This window comes from Pseudomonas sp. PDNC002, assembly GCF_016919445.1.
Taxonomy (GTDB): Bacteria; Pseudomonadota; Gammaproteobacteria; order Pseudomonadales; family Pseudomonadaceae; genus Pseudomonas.
Map to the genome: position 1 here is coordinate 5,236,644 of NZ_CP070356.1, position 20,470 is coordinate 5,257,113.

At 66.4% G+C, this 20,470-nt stretch carries 17 protein-coding genes; 11 read left to right on the forward strand and 6 right to left on the reverse strand.

The window, feature by feature from the left end:
- The first annotated feature begins 11 nt into the window (after positions 1–11).
- The 3 genes from eutC to JVX91_RS23585 all read left to right on the forward strand — a co-directional run bounded on the left by eutC (position 12) and on the right by JVX91_RS23585 (position 1,871).
- Complete coding sequence (eutC, locus tag JVX91_RS23575) at positions 12–788, forward strand: ethanolamine ammonia-lyase subunit EutC (protein WP_205336514.1); 777 nt, start codon at positions 12–14, stop codon at positions 786–788.
- A gap of 47 nt (positions 789–835) precedes the next feature.
- Positions 836–1,006, forward strand: coding sequence for a DUF2897 family protein (locus JVX91_RS23580; protein ID WP_205336515.1), 171 nt, complete (start codon positions 836–838; stop codon positions 1,004–1,006).
- 100 nt (positions 1,007–1,106) lie between these two features.
- Complete coding sequence (locus JVX91_RS23585) at positions 1,107–1,871, forward strand: CPBP family intramembrane glutamic endopeptidase (RefSeq protein ID WP_205336516.1); 765 nt, start codon at positions 1,107–1,109, stop codon at positions 1,869–1,871.
- Between the two features lie 137 nt (positions 1,872–2,008).
- Here the strand turns inward: JVX91_RS23585 and JVX91_RS23590 are convergent, their stop codons facing one another.
- Complete coding sequence (locus JVX91_RS23590; RefSeq protein WP_205336517.1) at positions 2,009–2,629, reverse strand: TetR/AcrR family transcriptional regulator; 621 nt, start codon at positions 2,627–2,629, stop codon at positions 2,009–2,011.
- A 218-nt stretch (positions 2,630–2,847) separates the two neighbouring features.
- On the opposite strand from JVX91_RS23590, the gene JVX91_RS23595 reads away from it, so the two are divergent.
- From JVX91_RS23595 to JVX91_RS23630, 8 genes are all read left to right on the forward strand, one after another.
- Positions 2,848–4,662, forward strand: a complete 1,815-nt coding sequence (locus tag JVX91_RS23595) for an acyclic terpene utilization AtuA family protein (protein ID WP_205336518.1) — start codon at positions 2,848–2,850, stop codon at positions 4,660–4,662.
- Positions 4,663–4,829: 167 nt separating this feature from the next.
- A complete protein-coding gene (locus JVX91_RS23600) occupies positions 4,830–5,705 on the forward strand; it encodes an SDR family oxidoreductase (protein WP_205336519.1) in 876 nt (291 codons plus the stop codon).
- Positions 5,706–5,708: 3 nt separating this feature from the next.
- Positions 5,709–7,325 (forward strand): geranyl-CoA carboxylase subunit beta, encoded by a 1,617-nt coding sequence (gene atuC, locus JVX91_RS23605; protein WP_205336520.1) that lies wholly within the window; start codon positions 5,709–5,711, stop codon positions 7,323–7,325.
- Positions 7,326–7,502: 177 nt separating this feature from the next.
- Positions 7,503–8,663, forward strand: coding sequence for a citronellyl-CoA dehydrogenase (gene atuD / locus JVX91_RS23610; protein ID WP_038803742.1), 1,161 nt, complete (start codon positions 7,503–7,505; stop codon positions 8,661–8,663).
- Positions 8,664–8,793: 130 nt separating this feature from the next.
- Positions 8,794–9,591 (forward strand): isohexenylglutaconyl-CoA hydratase, encoded by a 798-nt coding sequence (gene atuE / locus JVX91_RS23615; RefSeq protein ID WP_205336521.1) that lies wholly within the window; start codon positions 8,794–8,796, stop codon positions 9,589–9,591.
- A gap of 68 nt (positions 9,592–9,659) precedes the next feature.
- Positions 9,660–11,651 (forward strand): geranyl-CoA carboxylase subunit apha, encoded by a 1,992-nt coding sequence (gene atuF, locus JVX91_RS23620; RefSeq protein WP_205336522.1) that lies wholly within the window; start codon positions 9,660–9,662, stop codon positions 11,649–11,651.
- Positions 11,652–11,873: 222 nt separating this feature from the next.
- Positions 11,874–12,695, forward strand: coding sequence for an NAD(P)-dependent oxidoreductase (locus JVX91_RS23625; RefSeq protein ID WP_205336523.1), 822 nt, complete (start codon positions 11,874–11,876; stop codon positions 12,693–12,695).
- Positions 12,696–13,026: 331 nt separating this feature from the next.
- On the forward strand, positions 13,027–14,844 hold the full coding sequence (locus JVX91_RS23630; protein WP_205336524.1) for a long-chain-acyl-CoA synthetase: 1,818 nt from the start codon (positions 13,027–13,029) through the stop codon (positions 14,842–14,844).
- A gap of 186 nt (positions 14,845–15,030) precedes the next feature.
- Here the strand turns inward: JVX91_RS23630 and JVX91_RS23635 are convergent, their stop codons facing one another.
- From JVX91_RS23635 to JVX91_RS23655, 5 genes are all read right to left on the reverse strand, one after another.
- On the reverse strand, positions 15,031–15,591 hold the full coding sequence (locus JVX91_RS23635) for a hypothetical protein (protein ID WP_205336525.1): 561 nt from the start codon (positions 15,589–15,591) through the stop codon (positions 15,031–15,033).
- Between the two features lie 126 nt (positions 15,592–15,717).
- Entirely contained in the window at positions 15,718–16,425 is a 708-nt protein-coding gene (locus JVX91_RS23640; protein ID WP_205336526.1) for a hypothetical protein, read from the reverse strand.
- Positions 16,422–17,015 carry an RNA polymerase sigma factor gene (locus tag JVX91_RS23645; protein WP_205336527.1) on the reverse strand — a complete coding sequence of 198 codons (594 nt, stop codon included), beginning with the start codon at positions 17,013–17,015 and terminating at the stop codon, positions 16,422–16,424. The genes JVX91_RS23640 and JVX91_RS23645 overlap by 4 nt, the downstream gene beginning before the upstream one ends.
- A gap of 1 nt (position 17,016) precedes the next feature.
- Complete coding sequence (locus tag JVX91_RS23650) at positions 17,017–18,756, reverse strand: VWA domain-containing protein (RefSeq protein WP_205336528.1); 1,740 nt, start codon at positions 18,754–18,756, stop codon at positions 17,017–17,019.
- 172 nt (positions 18,757–18,928) lie between these two features.
- A complete protein-coding gene (locus JVX91_RS23655) occupies positions 18,929–20,368 on the reverse strand; it encodes a PLP-dependent aminotransferase family protein (RefSeq protein ID WP_045212506.1) in 1,440 nt (479 codons plus the stop codon).
- Positions 20,369–20,470 lie beyond the last annotated feature (102 nt).

Below are 20,470 nucleotides of genomic sequence, written 5' to 3' on the forward strand. Positions count from 1 at the left end.
GAACTGCAAGCATGGACCTGATCCAGAACGACCCCTGGGAAGAATTGCGCGCCCACACGTGCGCGCGCATCGCACTGGGCCGCGTCGGCTCCAGCCTGCCGACCCGCGAGGTGCTGAAGTTCGGCCTGGCCCACGCCCAAGCCCGCGATGCGGTGCACCATCCGCTGGACTTCGAGACACTGCAGCAGTCGCTGGCCCAAGAGGGTTTCCACGTCCTGCGCGCCCGCAGCGAGGCAGCGGATCGCCAAACCTACCTGCTACGTCCGGACCTTGGCCGCGCGCTGCACCCGGACAGCCTTTGGCAGCTCAAGGGCAAGAGTGCCGCGGCCGAACTGGTGATCGTGATCGCCGACGGCCTCTCCTCGTTCGCCGTCCAGCAGCACGCACTGCCGCTGCTGATGGCTCTGCGCGAGCGCTTCGCCACCGACTGGCAGAACACGCCCGTGGTGCTCGCCGAGCAGGGCCGCGTGGCCATCGGCGACGGCATCGGCGAGACGCTGGGGGCGAAGCTCGCGCTGGTGCTGATCGGCGAACGCCCCGGCCTCAGTTCGCCGGACAGCCTGGGCCTCTACCTCACCTGGCAGCCGCGCGTGGGCCGGATGGACAGCGAGCGCAACTGCATCTCCAACGTCCGCCCGCAGGGCCTGCCCTACGCACTGGCGGCGCACAAGCTCGCCCACCTCTTGCAACAGTCGCTGCGCCTGCGGGTCAGCGGCGTCAAGCTCAAGGACGATAGCGACCTGGCTGAAGCGATCAGTCTGAACCGGCGCGCGCCTGACAAGGTCTGAATCACAGCGTATCGTGATATTCCACTGCCACTGTCGGAGACGGCGCCATGCCCTGGTATGCCTGGTTGATCATCGCCCTAGCCATGGGCTCCATCGTCGGCGCGCTGATGATGCTGCGCGATACGGCGAAAAAACTTCCGCTCACCGAAGAGCAGCTCAAGCGCATCCACGAGCGCAATGCCGAAATGGACGCGAAGGAATCTGAAGAAAAGCGTTGAAGCATTTCTAACTGGCTGACGCCCCAGCCAAAAAAAGGCGTCAGTGATGGTCAGCAGCAGTCGAAATTGCCTAGACTCGCCTCCTTCGATGGAGGAATGAATGCTCAGGAAACTCCTGCCGCTGCTGCCAGTCGTGTTGTTGCTCTGCGGTTTTGCGCTCGGATTCGTCCAGCCAGTGGGGTTGCTGATCGGCGCCGCTTACGTCGCCTGGACCCTTTACGGCGAGACCCGCATGCCTCGCCTGCTGTGGTGGCTGGTGTGCCTCGTGCTCAGCATCGCCCTGGCCGCGCATCTGTTGCCGGGCACCAGTTCGTGGACGCTCTGGCCGGTGCGCCAGCTCAGCCCCGACGCTCCCGTCTATGCCCTGCACCTGTCCTGGGACAAAGCCCTGGTCGGCGCGACGCTGCTCGCCTGGTGGCTGCGCAGCGAGCCGGTGCCAATGGAGAAGCGCTCGCCGGACTTCGCCGCCATCGTGATCGTCACCACGCTGTTCGCCGTGCCGCTGGTGGCAGTCGCGGGAGGTCTGGTGGTGTGGAATCCCAAGTGGCCGCCAGGCTTCTGGCTGTGGATGGCGGTGAATATCTGCGTGATCTCGCTCACCGAGGAAGCCTTCTTCCGTGGGCTGCTGCAAAGCGAGCTGGTGCGACGCCTGGGCGCATTCTTCGGCGTCGCGGTCGCGAGCCTGCTGTTCGGCCTGGTGCATTGGCCGATCAATCCGCTGTTCGCGGTGGTAGCGGGCATTGCAGGCCTGGGGTACGGCCTGGCATTCCACTTCAGCGGCCGGTTGTCCGTCGCGGTGCTGCTGCATGCGGCGGTGAATTGCCTGCACCTGCTGCTGTTCAGTTATCCGTTGCGGATCATCTGATCGGCTCGCACCGCCGGTGTGCGATCGCGGACGGGGTCCGCTCCTGCCCAAAGCTCGACACGGCGCCGCAACGCAGATACCTCCGGCGCGCGTAGGAGCGGACTCCGTCCGCGATCGGCATCACGCCCGCTGCAAACTTACTCGCGCATCACCAGCAGCAACGCCTGCTCGGCGAGTTCGTCCAGCGTCAGGCTGCCCTCGGGACGGAACCAGGTGATGGACCAGGACAACGCCCCGGTGAGGAATCGCCGCAGAATGAACGGATCGCCCTGGCTGAAACCGGCCACACGGGCCTCTTCCAGCACTTCCAGCCACATCTGCTCGTAGATGTCGCGCAGGCTGAGGATGTAGGCCTGGCCCTCTTCCGACAGCGAGCGCCATTCATAGACCAGCACCGCCATCGCCTCGCCGGTACCGCCAGTGATCGACTGCAGCTCGCAGCGGATCAGCGCCAGCAGCCGTTCGCGCAGGGTCGTTGCATCGGCTAGCGCGGCGCGCATCAGGGCGGTGTTGTAGAGGATGGTTTCCTCCATCACCGAGCGGAGGATCTCATCCTTGCTCTTGAAGTGATGGAAGATGCTGCCGGACTGGATGCCCACCGCGCCGGCCAGGTCGCGCACCGTGGTGCGTTCGTAGCCCTTGCTGCGGAACAGGTGCGCGGCGGTATGCAGCAGCTTGCCGCGGGCGCTCTCCGGGTCGGTGATCTGCCCGGTCCCGACCAGCTCCAGCATGACTTCGCGGGCTTTGCGGTCATCCACGCTTTCTCTCCCCATTGATCCCATCTGGCCACTCTGTTCAGGGCGATTCATCGAAACGCCCCGCAAGTGCTTGTGTTGTCTGACGAAATGTAAGCCCGCGAAGACCTACCAAGCAAGCGCTTGGCCATCCAATGGTTGGGGTTGTCGTTAAAACGACTCTTTTCAACCAAGCGCTTGCTTGGTAATGTCAGCCCATCACCCACGTAACGGGCATAACAATGACCAGAACCGTACGTATCGGCTGCGCCTCCGCCTTCTGGGGCGACACTTCCACCGCCGCCGCCCAGCTGGTGCGCGGCGCGGAAATGGATTACCTGGTATTCGACTACCTGGCCGAAATCACCATGTCGATCATGGCCGGCGCGCGCCTGAAGAACCCCGAGGCAGGCTACGCCACCGATTTCATCGAAGTGATGACACCCCTGCTGGGCGATATCGCCACGAAAAAGGTCCGCGTGATCAGCAACGCCGGCGGGGTGAATCCCACCGCCTGCGCCAGCGCCCTGGCCGCCGCCTGCGAGAAGGCCGGTGTGGCGCTGAAGATCGCCGTGGTGCACGGCGACAACCTGCAACCGCGCCTGGGCGAACTGGCCAAGTCCGGCATCCGCGAGATGTTCAGCGAGGCGCCGATGCCGCCGATGTGCGTATCGGTCAACGCCTACCTCGGCGCCCCCGGGATCGTCCAGGCGCTGGCGGCCGGTGCCGATATCGTCATCACCGGTCGCGTGGTGGACAGCGCGGTGGTCAGCGCCGCGCTGGTCCACGAGTTCGGCTGGGCCTGGAACGACTACGACAAGCTGGCCCAGGCCGCGCTGGCCGGGCACATCATCGAATGCGGCGCGCAGTGCACCGGCGGCAACTTCACCGACTGGGAAAGCGTGCCGGACTACGAGCACATCGGTTTCCCCCTCGTCGAAGTAGAGGCCAGCGGCGACTTCGTGGTGACCAAGCCGCAGGGCACCGGCGGGCTGGTCACCCCGCTGTCGGTGGGCGAGCAGATGCTCTACGAGATCGGCGACCCGCGCGCCTACCTGCTGCCCGACGTCATCTGCGATTTCACCCAGGTCCAGCTGGCGCAGGTTGGCGACAACCGCGTGTCCGTCAGCGGTGCGCGCGGCCTGCCGCCGACCGGGCAGTACAAGGTCAGCGCCACTTACCCGGACGGCTTCCGCTGCACCGCCAGCTGCCTGATCGCCGGCATCGACGCGGTGAAGAAGGCCGAGCGGGTCAGCCAGGCCATCATCGCCAAGACCGAGGAAATCCTCATGGAACGCGGCTGGGGGCCGTACCGCGAGGTCAGCGTCGAACTGCTCGGCAGCGAGGCCACCTACGGTCCGCACGGCCGCCGCGAGGACAGCCGCGAAATCGTGGTGAAGCTCGCCGTGCGCCATAGCCGCAAGGAAGCCCTGGTGCTGTTCTCCCGCGAGATCGCCCAGGCCGCCACCGGCATGGCGCCGGGCCTGACCGGCATCGTCGGCGGCCGCCCAACCGTGTACCCGGTGATTCGCCTGTTCTCCTTCCTGATCGACAAGGACAGCTGCGAGCTGGCCGTGGAGATCGATGGCCAGCGCCAGCACGCTGCCCTGCCCGCACTCGACACCTTCGATCCGGCCGCGCTCGCCGATGACATTCCCGTACCGGCCGCCATCGGCCCGGCACAGGCCAGCGTGCCGCTGGTGAAGCTGGCCGTGGCGCGCTCCGGCGACAAGGGCAACCACAGCAATATCGGCGTCATGGCACGCAAGCCGGAGTACCTGCCGTGGATCGCCGAGGCACTGAGCGAAGGCGCGGTGGCCGAATGGATGCAGCACGTACTCGACCCGCAGGTCGGCCGCGTCAGCCGCTGGCACCTGCCGGGCAGCCACAGCCTGAACTTCCTGCTGGAGAACGCCCTGGGCGGCGGCGGTGTGGCGAGCCTGCGCATCGACCCGCAGGGCAAGGCCTTTGCTCAGCAGTTACTGGAATTCCCGGTGGCGGTGCCGCAGCACATCGCTGATGAACTAAGCGCCCCAACAATGAGCCCCTCACCCTAACCCTCTCCCAGAGGGAGAGGGGACTGTCTGGTGCAGGATGAATCCGTGGCGTTAGCCGGCACGGACGGCCCCCTCTCCTAGGGGAGAGGGCTGGGGTGAGGGGAAATCGCTGGCACAGGAATTTCCTCAAAACGCACAAAGAACGATTGAGCAGGACGAAAACAACAATGAGCTACGACTCGATCTTCAAACCCGGCCTGTTCACCGGCCAGACCATCATCGTCACCGGCGGCGGCAGCGGTATCGGTCGCTGCACCGCCCACGAGCTGGCAGCCCTCGGCGCCCACGTAGTGCTGGTCGGGCGCAAGGCCGAGAAGCTGGAGAAGACCGCCGGCGAAATCATCGAGGACGGCGGCAGCGCCAGCTGGCACAGCTGCGACATCCGCGACGAGGAAGCGGTCAAGGCGCTGGTCGCCCAGGTCATCGCCGAGCGCGGGCCGATCCATCACCTGGTCAACAACGCTGGCGGCCAGTACCCCGCGCCGCTGGCCTCGATCAACCTGAAGGGCTTCGAGGCCGTGGTGCGCACCAACCTCGTCGGCGGCTTCCTGATGGCCCGCGAAGTGTTCAACCAGAGCCTGAGCAAGACCGGCGGCAGCATCGTCAACATGCTCGCCGACATGTGGGGCGGCATGCCCGGCATGGGCCACTCCGGCGCTGCCCGCGCCGGCATGGAGAACTTCACCAAGACCGCCGCCATCGAGTGGGGCCACGCCGGCGTGCGGGTCAACGCCGTGGCGCCGGGCTGGGTCGCCTCCAGCGGCATGGACACCTACGAAGGCGCGTTCAAGGCGGTGATCCCGACCCTGCGCGAGCACGTGCCGCTCAAGCGCATCGGCACCGAATCGGAAGTGGCCTCGGCCATCGTCTTCCTGCTCTCCCCCGGAGCGGCCTTCATCAGCGGCAACACCATCCGCATCGATGGCGCCGCCAGCCAGGGCAGCCGCGCCTTCCCGCTATCCAAGGCGAAGCCGGGGCAAAGCCGTTCCTACAACGGTTTCCACCGCGCCTATCTTCCCGATGTGCTGAAGGATCAGGAGTAAGCCATGCCGGTGATCCAGTCGGAAATCGACGCCCAGGGTGAAGACTTCGCCCGCAACCGCGAGGCCATGCTGGCCGCCGTGGCGAGCTTCCGCGAGGTCGAGCAGAAGGTGCTCGACAAGGCCGCCGAGGCCAAACCCAAGTTCGACAAGCGCGGCCAGTTGCTGCCCCGCGAGCGCCTGAACCTGCTGCTGGACGCCGGTGCGCCGTTCCTCGAGATCTCCTCGCTGGCCGGCTACAAGCTGCATGACGACAAGGACGGCACCCAGGCCGGCGGCGGCATCATCTCCGGCATCGGCTATATCGCCGGGGTGCGCTGCCTGGTGACCGCCAGCAACAGCGCGATCAAGGGCGGCACCATCTCCCCCACCGGCCTGAAGAAGACCCTGCGCCTGCAGCAGATCGCCTTCGAGAACAAGCTGCCGGTGGTGGCGCTGACCGAGAGCGGCGGCGCCAACCTGAACTACGCGGCGGACATCTTCGTCGAGGGCGCGCGCGGCTTCGCCAATCAGGCACGCATGTCGGCGGCGGGCATTCCCCAGGTCACCGTGGTGCACGGCTCGTCCACCGCTGGCGGCGCCTACCAGCCGGGGCTGTCGGATTATGTGGTGGTGGTGCGCGGCAAGGCCAAAATGTTCCTCGCCGGCCCGCCGCTGCTGAAAGCCGCCACCGGCGAGGTCGCCACTGATGAAGAATTGGGTGGCGCCGAACTGCACGCCCAGGTCGCCGGCACCGCCGAGTACCTGGCGGAGAACGACGCCGACGGCGTGCGCCTGGCACGGGAAATCCTTGCCGCACTGCCGTGGAATGCGCAGCTGCCCGCACGCCGCAAGCTGGAGTGGGACGAGCCGCTCTACCCGGCGCAGGAACTGCTCGGCGTGGTTCCGGCGGACGCGAAGAAGCCCTACGACGTGCGCGAGATCATTGCGCGCATCGCCGACGGCTCGCGCTTCCTCGACTTCAAGAATGAATTCGACAGCCAGACCGTCTGCGGCCACCTGCACATCGAAGGCCACGCCTGCGGCCTGATCGGCAACAACGGCCCGATCACCCCGCAGGGCGCGGCCAAGGCGGCGCAGTTCATCCAGCTGTGCGAACAGAGCAACACGCCGATCCTGTTCCTGCACAACACCACCGGCTTCATGGTCGGCACCGAGTCCGAGCGCCTGGGCGTGATCAAGCACGGCTCGAAGATGATCCAGGCGGTGGCCAACGCCACGGTGCCCAAGCTCACCCTGGTCGTCGGCGGCTCCTACGGCGCCGGCAACTACGCCATGTGCGGCCGCGGGCTGGACCCGCGCTTCATCTTCGCCTGGCCCAACAGCCGCACCGCCGTGATGGGCGGTGCCCAGGCCGGCAAGGTGCTACGCATCGTCACCGAGGAAAAGCACGCCAAGGAGGGCAAGGAAGCCGACCCGAAGATGCTCGACATGCTCGAACAGATGACCGCGCAGAAACTCGACGCCCAGTCCACCGCGCTCTACGGCACGGCGAGCCTGTGGGACGACGGGCTGATCGACCCGCGCGACACCCGCGCGTTGCTGGGTTATCTGCTGGATATCTGTGCGGAGGCGGCCGTGCGGCCGCTGAAGGGTAATAGTTTTGGGGTAGCAAGGTTCTGATGGGGGCGGGCAAAAGCCCCTCTCCCCCGCCCTCTCCCGCAAGCGGGAGAGGGGGCCAAAGCGACCCGGCGTAAAGCGAACTTCCAGCTCGCTCCGAGCAGCTCCCTCTCCCTTCAGGGAGAGGGCTGGGGAGAGGGCGATAGGCTAAACAACTCAGGCTTACGGAGAACAACAACAATGATCTTCACCCAGGAACACGAAGAACTCCGCCGCACCGTCCGCAACTTCGTCGAGCGCGAGATCAACCCCTACGTCGACGAGTGGGAAAAGGCCGGTCGCTTCCCGATCCACGAGGTCTTCAAGAAGGCCGGCGACCTGGGCCTGCTGGGCATCTCCAAGCCGGAGAAATTCGGCGGCATGGGCCTGGACTACAGCTACTCGGTGGTCGCCGCCGAGGAGTTCGGCACCATCCATTGCGGCGGCGTGCCGATGGCCCTGGGCGTGCAGACCGACATGTGCACACCGGCCCTGGCGCGCTTCGGCTCCGATGAGCTGCGCGAGGAATTCCTCCGCCCGGCCATCGCCGGCGAGATGGTCGGCTGCATCGGCGTCTCGGAAGTGGGCGCCGGCTCCGACGTCGCCGGACTGAAGACCACTGCGCGCAAGGATGGCGACGACTACGTCATCAACGGCAGCAAGATGTGGATCACCAACTCGCCGTCCGCCGACTTCATCTGCCTGCTGGCCAACACCTCCGACGACAAGCCCCACGTCAACAAGTCGCTGATCATGGTGCCGATGAAGTCCAAGGGCATCAGCATCAGCCCGCACCTGGACAAGCTCGGCATGCGCAGCTCGGAGACCGCCCAGGTGTTCTTCGACGACGTGCGCGTCCCGCAGCGCTACCGCATCGGCGCCGAGGGTTCGGGCTTCATGATGCAGATGCTGCAATTCCAGGAAGAGCGCCTGTTCGGCGCCGCCAGCGGAATCAAGGGCATGGAGTACTGCGTCAACGCCACCATCGACTACTGCAAGGAGCGCAAGACCTTCGGCCAGGCGCTGATTGACAACCAGGTCATCCACTTCCGCATGGCCGAACTGATGACCGAGATCGAGTGCCTGCGCGCCCTCACCTACCAGGCCACCGAACAGTACATCCGCGGCAAGGACGTCACCCGCCTGGCCTCCATGGCCAAGCTCAAGGTCGGCCGGCTGTCCCGCGAGGTCACCGACGCCTGCCTGCAGTACTGGGGCGGCCAGGGCTTCATGTGGGAAAACCCAATCGCCCGCGCTTACCGTGACACCCGCCTGGTCTCCATCGGCGGCGGCGCGGACGAAATCATGCTGGGCATCATCTGCAAGCTGATGGGCACCCTGCCGGGCAAGAAGAAGGGCTGACTCCGCTTTTGCAGGACCGAGCGGGACGCCTAGTCCTTGCTCGCGAACAGCTCCGCTGCCGGGGTTGGTTCGCGAGCAAGCTCGCTCCTACACAAAGTCAACCGACACCGATTCGACGAGGACTTGCGGCATGAGCCAATTGCCGAACTGCGAAACCCTGCTGCTGGAGCGTGACGGCGGCGTACTGCACGTCACCCTGAACCGCCCGGACAGCCGCAACGCCATGAGCCTGGCGATGGTCAGCGAACTGCGCGCGGTGCTCGCGGCCGTGCGTGACGACCGCGCCGTGCGCGCCATCGTCCTGCGCGGCGCCGGCGGGCACTTCTGCGCTGGCGGCGACATCAAGGACATGGCCGGTGCCCGCGCCGCCGGTCCCGATGCCTATGCCGCGCTGAACCGCGCCTTCGGCGGCCTGCTGGAAGAAACCCAGGCACAGCCGCAGGTGCTGGTCGCTGCGCTGGAAGGTGCGGTGCTCGGCGGTGGCTTCGGCCTGGCCTGCGTCTCGGACATCGCCATCGCGGCGGCCGACGCGCAATTCGGCCTGCCGGAAACCAGCCTCGGCATCCTGCCGGCGCAGATCGCGCCCTTCGTGGTGAAACGCATCGGCCTGACCCAGGCCCGCCGCCTCGCCCTGACTGCCGCGCGCTTCGATGGCCGTGAGGCGCTGCGCCTCGGGCTCGTGCATCTCTGCGCCGACAACGCCGAAAACCTCGGCGTGCAACTGACGGAAACCCTCGACCAGGTCCGTCGCTGCGCTCCGGGCGCCAATGCCGCCACCAAGGCTCTGCTGCTGGCCACCGAGACCGAAGCCCTCGGCCCGCTGCTGGACAGCGCCGCCCGCCAGTTTGCCGAGGCGGTGACCGGCGCGGAAGGCGCCGAAGGCACCATGGCCTTCGTACAGAAACGCAAACCGAACTGGGCGCAGTGACCCAACGCGCGCACCGAACAACCCCCTCTCCCTTCAGGGAGAGGGCTGGGGAGAGGGAAACAGCCAGCATGCCCAGCTTCGACAAGATCCTGATTGCCAACCGCGGCGAGATCGCCTGCCGGGTGATCCGCACCGCCCACGACCTGGGCTACCGCACCGTGGCCGTGTACAGCGAGGCCGACGCCAACGCCCGCCACGTACAGCTGGCCGACGAGGCCGTGTGCATCGGCCCGGCGCCGGTCGGCCAGTCCTACCTGAAACCCGAGGCGATCCTCGACGCCGCGAAACGCACCGGCGCCGGCGCGGTCCACCCCGGCTACGGCTTCCTCTCGGAGAATGCCGACTTCGCCCGCGCCTGCGAGGCAGCCGGCATCGTCTTCATCGGTCCGGGCGTGGAAGCTATCCACCTGATGGGCAGCAAGCGCCTGTCGAAGATCGCCATGCTCGAAGCCGGCGTGCCCTGCATCCCCGGCTACGAAGGCGCCGATCAGGACGACGCCACGCTCCGCCGCGAGGCCGAGCGCATCGGCTACCCGCTGATGATCAAGGCCAGCGCCGGCGGCGGCGGGCGCGGCATGCGCCTGGTGACACGCAGCGAAGACCTCGCCGAGCAACTGCGCACGGCGCGTTCGGAAGCGCAGAACGCCTTCGGCAGCGGCGAGCTGATCCTGGAGAAAGCCGTGGTGCAGCCGCGCCACGTGGAAATCCAGGTGTTCGGCGACAGCCACGGCCACATCGTCTATCTCGGTGAGCGCGACTGCTCGGTGCAGCGCCGCCACCAGAAAGTCATCGAGGAAGCACCCTGCCCGGTGCTGACCGAGGAACTGCGCGCCGCCATGGGCAGCGCCGCGGTGAAGGCCGCCGCGTCGGTGAACTACCTGGGCGCCGGCACCGTGGAGTTCCTGCTGGATGCCAGCGGCGCCTTCTACTTCCTGGAAATGAACACCCGCCTGCAGGTGGAGCACCCGGTCACCGAACTGGTCACCGGCCAGGACCTGGTGGCCTGGCAGATTCGCGTCGCCGAAGGCCATCCGCTGCCGCTCACCCAGGAGCAGATCCAGCTCAAGGGCCATGCCATCGAGGTACGCCTGTACGCCGAGGACGCCGGCAACGGTTTCCTCCCGCAGACCGGCCAGGTGCTGCGCTGGACGCCGCCGCAGCTGGACGGCATCCGCATCGACCACGGCCTGCGCGAAGGCCAGCCGGTGACGCCCTTCTACGACCCGATGCTGGCCAAGGTCATTGCCTACGGCGCTACCCGTGACGAAGCCCGGCGCAAGCTGGTGCGCGCCGTGGAGGACTGCGTGCTGCTGGGCGTGACCGGCAACCAGCGCTTCCTCGCCAACCTGCTCAAGCACCCGGAATTCGCCGCCGGCAACGCCACCACGGCGTTCATCGGCGAACAGTTCGCCGACGACCCGAGCCTGGCCCCGCGCCAGCCGCAGCCGCTGGAACTGGCCTGCGCCGCCGCCCTGCTTTACCAGGCCTCGGCCAGCGATCGCGCGCACCAGCCCGGCCTCTCCGGCTGGCGCAGCGCAGGTAGCGCGCCGTGGCGTTTTGCGCTCAAGCATGGCGAGGAGAAATTCGTCGTCGAGCTGGAAGTCCGCGAACACGGCACCCAGCCGGCGCTGCTGGCCCGCATCGGTGAATCCGAAATCAATCTGCGCCTGCTCGGCGAGGAGAACGGCGACGCGATCCTGGAGGCCGACGGCGTTCGTCGCCGCCTGCCCTTCCACCGCGACGGGGCGCGCCTCTGGCTGTATGGCGCGGACGGCAACCTGGAATTGCTCGACATCACCCACGAGCCCGTCAGCGCGGCTGGCGGCGCAGGCTCCGGCACGGTGAAGGCGCCGATGGATGGCGCCATCGTCGACGTACTGGTGAGCGAAGGGACGCGGGTCAGCAAGGGGCAACTGCTGCTGGTACTGGAAGCAATGAAGATGGAGCACCCGCTCAAGGCCGGCGTCGACGGCGTGATCCGCCGCGTGCAGGTGAGCAAGGGTGAGCAGGTGAAATCGCGGCAGTTGTTGGTGGAGGTGGAGGCGCTGGAGTCAGTCTGACGGATTCTTTCCCCTCACCCTAACCCTCTCCCGGAGGGAGAGGGGACTGTTCGGCGCAGGCTGAAACCATGGATTCAGTCGGCACAATCGGCTCCCTCTCCCCTTGGGAGAGGGCTGGGGTGAGGGAGGGCCCAGCGCACCCATCATCAGAAAGCACTTTTCGTAGGAGCGGATTCATCCGCGATGCCGTCCGACAAAGACAACAAGAACACGGAGCACCCCATGTCCCTGAAAGGCAAAACCCTCTTCATCACCGGCGCCAGCCGCGGCATCGGCCGCGAAATCGCCCTGCGCGCCGCCCGTGATGGTGCCAACATCGTCATCGCCGCCAAGAGCGCCGAGCCCCATCCGAAACTCGAAGGCACCATCTTCAGTGTCGCCGAGGAAGTCGAAGCCGCTGGCGGCAAGGCGCTGGCCCTGCAACTGGACGTGCGCGACGAGAACGCCGTGCGCGAAGCCATGGCCCGCGCCGCCGAGCACTTCGGCGGCATCGACGCCGTGGTGAACAACGCCGGCGCCATCAAGCTGGTGGGTGTCGAGCGCCTGGAGCCCAAGCGCTTCGACCTGATGTACCAGATCAACACCCGCGCGGTGATGGTTTGCAGCCAGGCCGCGCTGCCCTATCTGAAGGAAAGCAAGGGCCACATCCTCAGCCTGTCGCCACCGATCAACCTGGCTGGCAAGTGGTTCGCCCAGCACGGCCCCTACACCGTGACCAAGTACGGCATGAGCATGCTTACCCTCGGCATGCACGAGGAGTTCAAAAAGTACGGCATCAGCGTCAACGCGCTGTGGCCGAAAACCATGATCGCCACCGCCGCCATCGAGTTCGAACTGGGCAGCCGTGACGCCTTCAAGCGCGCACGTACCCCGGCGATCATGGCCGATGCCGCCTACGCCATCCTCTCCAGCAGCGAGCGCAGCATCAGCGGGCGCCTGCTGATCGACGAGGACATCCTGCGCGAACAAGGTGAGGCCGACTTCGAGCAGTACCGCTTCGACCCGAACGGCGGGAGCCTGGTGCCCGACCTGTTCCTCGACTGAGCCTACTCGCGGGCCTCTTCGTAGGGCGCATAGCGCGGAACGCGTTATCCGCAGTTCACTCCCCACGGACTGACGGCGGATAACCGCAAGCGGTTATTCGCCCTACGGCGCTCTCTGCTGGCATCGTTCGCGGCGTTTACCAATCGACACAATCCCGCCCTCGCCCATTCGCCATCCCCTCCTAGACTGCGATGAACGCCTCGCCGGCACGTTTGCCGATCTGCCCTGCGCCTGACGCGCATGGGCCATAGTCGCGCGCCGGGGAGCGGCCTAGAGTCGCTCGGAAGCGTCTGCACGCCACAGACAACAATGACAACAAGGGCACGCTTCAATGACCCACGCCGACATCATCACCCCGACCCGATTCCTCGCCCACCTGCCTGCCACCCTCGGTCGCGTGCCGCGCATGCTGCGCGGGCTGTACTACACGGGCATCCGCAACCGCGAGAAGAACCTTTCCCTGGGCTGGGCCCTGGAGCGCGCCGCGCGCCTCTACCCGGACAGCCCGGCACTGATCGACGAGCGCCGGCGTCTGTCCTACGCCCTCTTCAACGGCTGGGCCAATCGCCTCGCGCGCGCCCTCCAGGCAGAAGGCGTGCATCACGCCAGCGTGGTGGCGGTGATGCTGGAGAATCGCGCCGAAATGCTCGTGGTGCTCGCCGCCCTGGCCAAGCTCGGCGCCATCGGCGCGCTGGTCAACACCACCCAGCGCGGGCAGGTCCTCAGCCATAGCCTCAACCTGGTCAAGCCCAGCCACTTCGTGGTCGGTGAAGAGCTGCGCGACGCCTTCGAGGATGTGCGCCCGGCACTGGAGAACAGCGGTGGACGCTGCTACTGGATCGCCGACGGCGACGAACCGGCGCAACCGCCCGCCGGCTGGCAGAACCTGATGCGCATGGCCCAGGAGCAGGACTCCACGAACCTGCCGGAAACCGCCCAGGTGCGCCTGAAGGACGCCTGCTTCTACATCTACACCTCCGGCACCACCGGGCTGCCGAAGGCCTCGATCATGAGCCATGGCAAGTGGATCAAGGCCTACGGCGGTTTCGGCCACTCCGGCCTGGGCCTGACCAACAGCGATGTGCTCTACCTGACGCTGCCCTGCTACCACAACAACGCCGTGACCGTGTGCTGGAGCGCCGTACTGGCCGGCGGCGCGGCCATCGCCTTGCGCCGCAAGTTCTCCGCCAGCTCCTTCTGGAAGGACGTGCAGGCGTACCAGGCCACCTGCTTCGGCTACATCGGCGAGCTCTGCCGCTACCTGCTCAACCAGCCCGAATGCGCCGAGGAACGCGGCAACAGCCTGACCTGCATGATCGGCAACGGCCTGCGCCCCTCGATCTGGAACGAGTTCAAGGAACGCTTCGGCATCGAACGGATCACCGAGTTCTATGCCTCCAGCGAAGGCAATATCGGTTTCACCAACGTATTCAACTTCGACAATACGGTGGGCTTCTCGCCGGCAACCTACGCAATCGTCCGTTATGACCTGGAGAACGACCAGCCGGTGCGCGATGCCAGGGGCTTCATGGAAAAAGTCGACAAGGGCGAAGCGGGCCTGCTGATCAGCGAGATCAGCGACAAGTGGCCGTTCGATGGCTACACCGATCCGGCCAAGAGCGAGGCGGTGACCTATCGCAACGTCTTCAAGGAAGGCGACGCCTGGTTCAACACCGGCGACCTGATGCGCGACATCGGCTTCAAGCACACCCAGTTTGTCGACCGTCTGGGCGACACCTTCCGCTGGAAGGGTGAGAACGTTTCCACCACCGAGGTGGAAAACGCCTTGGGTGCCTTCCCCGGCGTGGAGGACGCGGTGGTCTATGGCGTGGAGATTCCCGGCACCAATGGCCGCTGCGGCATGGCCGCGCTGCGCCTGGCCGATGGCGCCAGCCTGGATGCCACGGAACTGGCGGCCCACCTGGACCGCGAACTGCCGGCCTACGCGGTGCCGCTGTTCCTGCGCCTGCTGGCCCAGGTGGAGACCACCGGGACCTTCAAGTACAAGAAGACCGACCTCAAGCGCAACGCCTACGACCCCTCAGCCGTCACCGAAGCACTGTTCGTGCGACTGCCTGGAGAGGCGGATTATCGGACGCTGGACGCAGCGATGTTCGAGGCGATTCGCGGCGGCGTGCATCGTTTCTGAAGGCTGCCATAACGAACTTCTTCGCGAAGTCGTCCCCGCTCCCCCGTCCTGGCTGCGCGCCCGAAGGGGGAGAGATAGCCGTGCCGGCTGAAGCCCCGGATGGTCCCCTCTTGCTTGAGGGAGAGGGGAAAACGCAGGCACGGCATCGCACAAGAAAACAGTCGTTCCTGGAGGGAAATCGAGCGATCAGTTGCGGAACTTGAACTGCAACTCGGCTCCACGGATGTCCGAGTGCCAACTGTCGTCGTTGGGCTCGCGCTCGTTGGGCTCGCGCTGGATCAGCCGGCCACCGACCTCGAAGGGGCTCTGTCCGGCTTTTTCGCCGAACATCGGCGGCAGGATCGGCTTCTCCTCGATGACGGTGATCGGATCGTCCGGCTCCAACTGATCGACCAGGTCCCTGGGCAGACGAAGGTCCAGCTTCACCGTCGGCAGCGGCTGCTTGACCACCGGATCAATCGGCTTCTTCACCTGCGCCGGCGTCTTCGAGGGCGCCTTGGCCTCAGGCTTGATGGCGGCCTCCACCGCGGCGGACTTGGGCGCCGCCACGGCCTTGGCGGCGGCAGGCTTGGCCTCTTCCTCGCGCGGCTGCTCGGCGGCCGGTTCCGGCGCAGGCGAGCTGGCAGGCGCGGTCACGGCCGGGGCAACAGCCGGGGCCGGAGCCACAGCCTTGTCCTTGTGCTCGTCGCCACAGGCAGCGAGCAGCAGGGACAGACTGGCGACAACGAGGATTCGGGACTTCTTCATGGAGCGGACCGTCAGAAAAACCGCGCAATGCTGGCGCGAGTTGCGTTGCAGAGCAAGCGTCTTGCCATGACAAACCGTTACTGCAATCAGTCTGACAGACGCGGGCTGAACCCGGCCTGTCATTGATCAAGGATTGCCAGGCAATTCCTTCAGCGCCTTGTCGATATCCAGCTCCGGGAAGCGCTGGCGGAGGCTCTCGCGCACACGTCCAGCCTCCTCGCTCTGCCCCTTGCCTTGCAGGTCACGCAGGTGCAGCAGGCTGGTACGCGGCTCGTCGATCTCATCCGCGAACGCTTGCAGCTTCCCCTGGGCTCGCACGCCAGGCTGCGCCTGGGCGTCAGCCAACTCGCGGGTCTTGGCCTTCGCCTCTTCCGCCGTGACTTTCTTGCTCATCGGCGCCGGCTTGGCCAGTTCTTCCTTCGAAGCCGTGGCGGCAATACTGTCCATCTGCGGCGCGGCCATGCTCGGCTCCGCCGCATAGGGCGCAGCAGCCGGTGCTGCAGGCGGCGCCATGGCCGGCGCGGGCGCCGGCGCACGCATCATGGCCGGGGCTACCGGGGCATCGAACTGCCGAGGCGCCTCGTCAAAGGTCCGCAAGGTCAAGCTGAGCCCCACGCCCAGGGTCGCAAGGCCCGCCACGGCAACGCCCCAGCGCTGGCGGCTGCCAGCACCCAGCAGCCAGTGATGCAGGCGTTCGCCCAGGCTGGGCTTCTTCGGCTGCACGGCGGCGCGAGCGGCGGCCAGAATGCGCGCGTCCAGCTGCGCCGACGGCTGCTCGTCGCTGTGCCGGCGGAAGTGCTCGAGCAGTTCCTGCTCGTGCGGATCGCGGTTCATGGGCTTACCTCCTCGGTCGCCGCCGGGTCCGACAGCAACCGGCGCAGTTTCTGCATTGCGTAGCGCAGCCGGCTCTTCACCGTTTCGGCCGGGGTTCGCGTCAGCTCGGCAATTTCGTTCAGCTCCAGGTCACCATGGGCGCGCAGCAGGAACACCTCTCGCTGCTCCTCCGGCAGCGACTCCAGCGCACCTTGCAGGCGCTGCCGGTCGCGACTCAGGGCCAGCTCGTGCGCCGGATCGACGCTCTCGCCCGCCAGCGCCTCACCGTGCAGCTGCTCGTCGAAGCTCTCCTGGCGCCCCTGGTGCCGACCCAGCTTGCGCCAGTGGTCGATCAGCCGATTGCGACCGATCTGGTACAGCCAGGTCTTGAAGCTGGCGGCGCCCAGCGGTTGGCTGTCGCTGCGGATCAGGCTCAGCCAGGTTTCCTGGAACACCTCTTCGGCCTGGGCGTTGTCGCCGCACAGGCCGCAGAGGAAGCGGAACAGGCCGAGGCGATGGCGAGCGTAAAGCTCGGCGAAGGCCTCGGCGTCACCTTGTCGGTAACGTCGCAGGAGCGCGACGTCACTATCGTCCGTGAGGGGTTTGTTCAAATCACTCTATCCGTGCCTGTTCGGGTACCGGGGTCTGCAGGCTCTGCGCCAGCTCGGCGAGCTGGACGAACTCTGCGCGCAGGCCGAAGCGATCCTCGCCCCGCGCGGCGCGAGCCAGATTTACAGTATCGCCGATGTCGAAGGCCCCCGTGTAGCGCCCGCCTTCCAGTTGCTGGGCGAAGGCAGCCACAGCGGCGGCGAAGCGCAGGTCGTCACTGGCCTGGGCGATGCTCGCACGCTGCTCGGCAACGCGAATGGGCCGCTCGATCAACTGGCTGGTGCCACCTTCGGCGCCTTTGTAGCGCACACGCAGCAGGGCCAGTTCGTCCCCCTTGGCGTCGGACTTCACCGCGTCGCCCTGGTAGCGCAGCGGCTCCAGCCAGCCCTTGCCGCCGGCCGGGACAATCTCGTAGAGCGCGGTGACGGTATGCCCGGCGCCGATCTCGCCGGCATCCACCTTGTCGTTGCTGAAGTCCTCGCGCTTGAGCGCACGGTTCTCGTAACCCAGCAGGCGGTACTCGCTGACCTGCGCCGGGTTGAATTCCAGCTGGATCTTCACGTCCTTGGCGACCACCGCGAGGGTCGAGCTGAGCTGGTCCACCAGTACCTTGCGCGCCTCGCGCAGGTTGTCGATGTAGGCATAGCTGCCGTCGCCCGCGTCGGCCAGCTGTTCCATGAGCTGCTCGTTGTAGTTGTCCACGCCGTAGCCCAGGGTGGTCAGCGAAACACCGCTGCGGCGCTTCTCGGCGGCCATCTGCTTGAGCGTCTCGAAGTCGCTGATGCCGACATTGAAATCGCCATCGGTGGCCAGCAGGATGCGGTTGATGCCCTTGGGCAGATAGCCCTTCTGCGCCATCCGGTAAGCCAGTTCGATGCCCGAGGCGCCAGCCGTGGAACCGCCGGCCTGAAGCTGCTCGATGGCGCTGCGGATGGTCGCCTTGTCGCGTCCGGATGTCGGCTCCAGCACCACGCGGGACTCGCCGGCATAGACCACCAGGGACACCTTGTCCTGCTCACGCAACTGGTCCACCAGGAGCTTGAGGGTGCTTTTCACCAGTGGTAGGCCCTCGCGGCGATCCATGGAGCCGGAGACGTCCACCAGGAACACCAGGTTGGCCGGCGGCAGCTCCGCAACGCTGCGATCCGAGGCCTTGATGCCGACCCGCAGCAGGCGGGTATTCGGATTCCACGGCGTAGGCGCCAGCTCAGTGGTGATGCCGAAGGGCGAGGCGCCTTCGCTGTTGGGCAGTGCATAGTCGTAGGGGAAGTAGTTGACCATCTCCTCCAGCCGTACCGCGCCCTTGGGCGGCAAGCGGCCTTCGTTGAGGATGCGCCGGACGTTGGCGTAGCTGCCGGTGTCGACGTCGATGCTGAAGGTGGAAACCGGCTCCTGGGCGACGGCGTGGACCGGGTTGTCCGGCAGGTTCTGGTACTGCTCGCGGGGCACGTCCACATAGCCGGGCTGCTGCATGTCGGCCATAGGCGCGGGTGCGATGCTGGCGATGGGAGCCTGGGCGAGGTAGCCGGCGGAGCGCTGCAGCTTGGCGCTTTCTTCGTGCAGCTGCGCCGGCGCTGGGCTGGCGGGCTTGGTCAACGGCTCGAGCTGGGCGGATGCGTCCTGGGCGGCCGCCTTCTGCTTTGGCTCGCCCTCGGGGGAAATTCCGCAGCCGGCGACGGCGATCAGCAATCCGATAGCAAAACCCTGGGCGGCAGGGCGAAGGAAATGAACAGGGAGCGACATGGCGGCGGCCTCGCGGAGGGATTCAACTCCTCAGACGAGGCGGCACGGGGAAACGGGTTAGAACAGACGCAAAGAACGGAGGACAAATGTTGTAGGAGCGGATCTTATCCGCGAATGGCGCCGGACAATCCGGCCATCGCGGACAAGGTCCGCTCCTACGAAGGCAGCACAATCACGCTGCGATCAGCTCTTCCTGGCACAGCTGGCAAGCCAGCATGCCGAGGGTCATGATCGCCCGCTCCGCCTCACGGTCCCACGGTATGCCGCAGGTCAGGCGCAGGCAGTTGTTGAACTGCTCGGTGTTACTGAAGATCAGCCCCGGCGCGATGCTGATGCCCTGCTCCAGCGCGCGCACGTGCAGCTCCTTGGTATTCACCTTGGCCGGCAGGCTGACCCAGAGGATGAAGCCGCCCTTGGGCCGGGTCATCTGCGTGCCTTCCGGGAAGTACTGCTGCACCGCCAGCTGGTAGGCCGTCATGTTCTTGCGGTACTCCTGGCGGATGTAGCGCAGGTGCCGGTCGTAGCCGCCGTTCTCCAGGTACGCCGCCACGCCCATCTGGGTGACGGTGCACGCCGAATGCGTGGTGAAGGTCTGCAGGCGGCGGATTTCCTCTTGGTAGCGCTCGGTGATGATCCAGCCGATGCGCACGCCGGGCGAAATGGTCTTGGAGAAGCTCGAGCAGTACACCACGCGGCCATCACGGTCGTGCGCCTTGAGCGCCTTGGTCTGTCCCTGGTCGAACATCAGCTCGCCGTAGATGTCGTCTTCGATCACCCCGATATTGTGCTCGGCGGTGAGCTTGAGCAGTGCCTTCTGGCGGTCCTCCGGGATGGTGCCGCCCAGCGGGTTGCTCAAGCGCGCGGTCAGCACCAGCGCCTTGATCGGCCACTGGTTGGCGGCAAGCTGCAAGGCTTCCAGGCTGATGCCGGTGAGCGGGTCGCTGGGGATTTCGATGACCTTCAGGCCGAGGATGTCGGCCAATTGCAGCAGGCCGTAGTAGCTCGGCGACTCGGTGGCGATCAGGTCGCCCGGACGGGTCATCACCCTCAGCGCCATGTGGATGGCGTCCACACAGCCGTGGGTGATGGTCACCTGGGTCGGATCGACCACCACACCGGCATCGCGCATGCGGATCGCCACCTGGCGACGCAACGGCTCGTAGCCGGGGCTGAACATATAGCTGAAGGCGCGCGGGCTGGAGAAGCGCGTGACCTTGGCCAACTGCTGGTGCAATGCGCGGACCGGGAGGTAATCCACGTGCGGCACGGCGGCGCCCAGCGGGAACACGCCCTCGCGGCGCGCCTCGGCGAGTACCTGGTTGATGATGCTGCTGCGGGTGACCAGACCGGGGCGCTCGACACGGGCGATATCCGGCGTCGACGCCGTCAGCGCCGGCGTCCGATGCACATAGAAGCCGGACTGCGGGCGGGCGCGGATCAGGCCCTGATCTTCGAGGGTGGCGTAGGCCTGCAGCACCGTGGCGTGGCTGACGTTGAGCTGGGTGCTCAACTTGCGCACGGACGGTACGCGCTCACCTGGCTGGTAGACACCACGACGGATGTCCTCCGCCAGTTGCTGGGCGATGCGCTGGTACAGAAGCAGATTGGACATGACGGCCATCCCTCGGTCATTGAACCGAAACAGTAGCCAAAAAGTACAAACTGTTCCAGAACAGTCGTCAGTATTCTCCCCAATACAGTTCGCCGGGAGCGC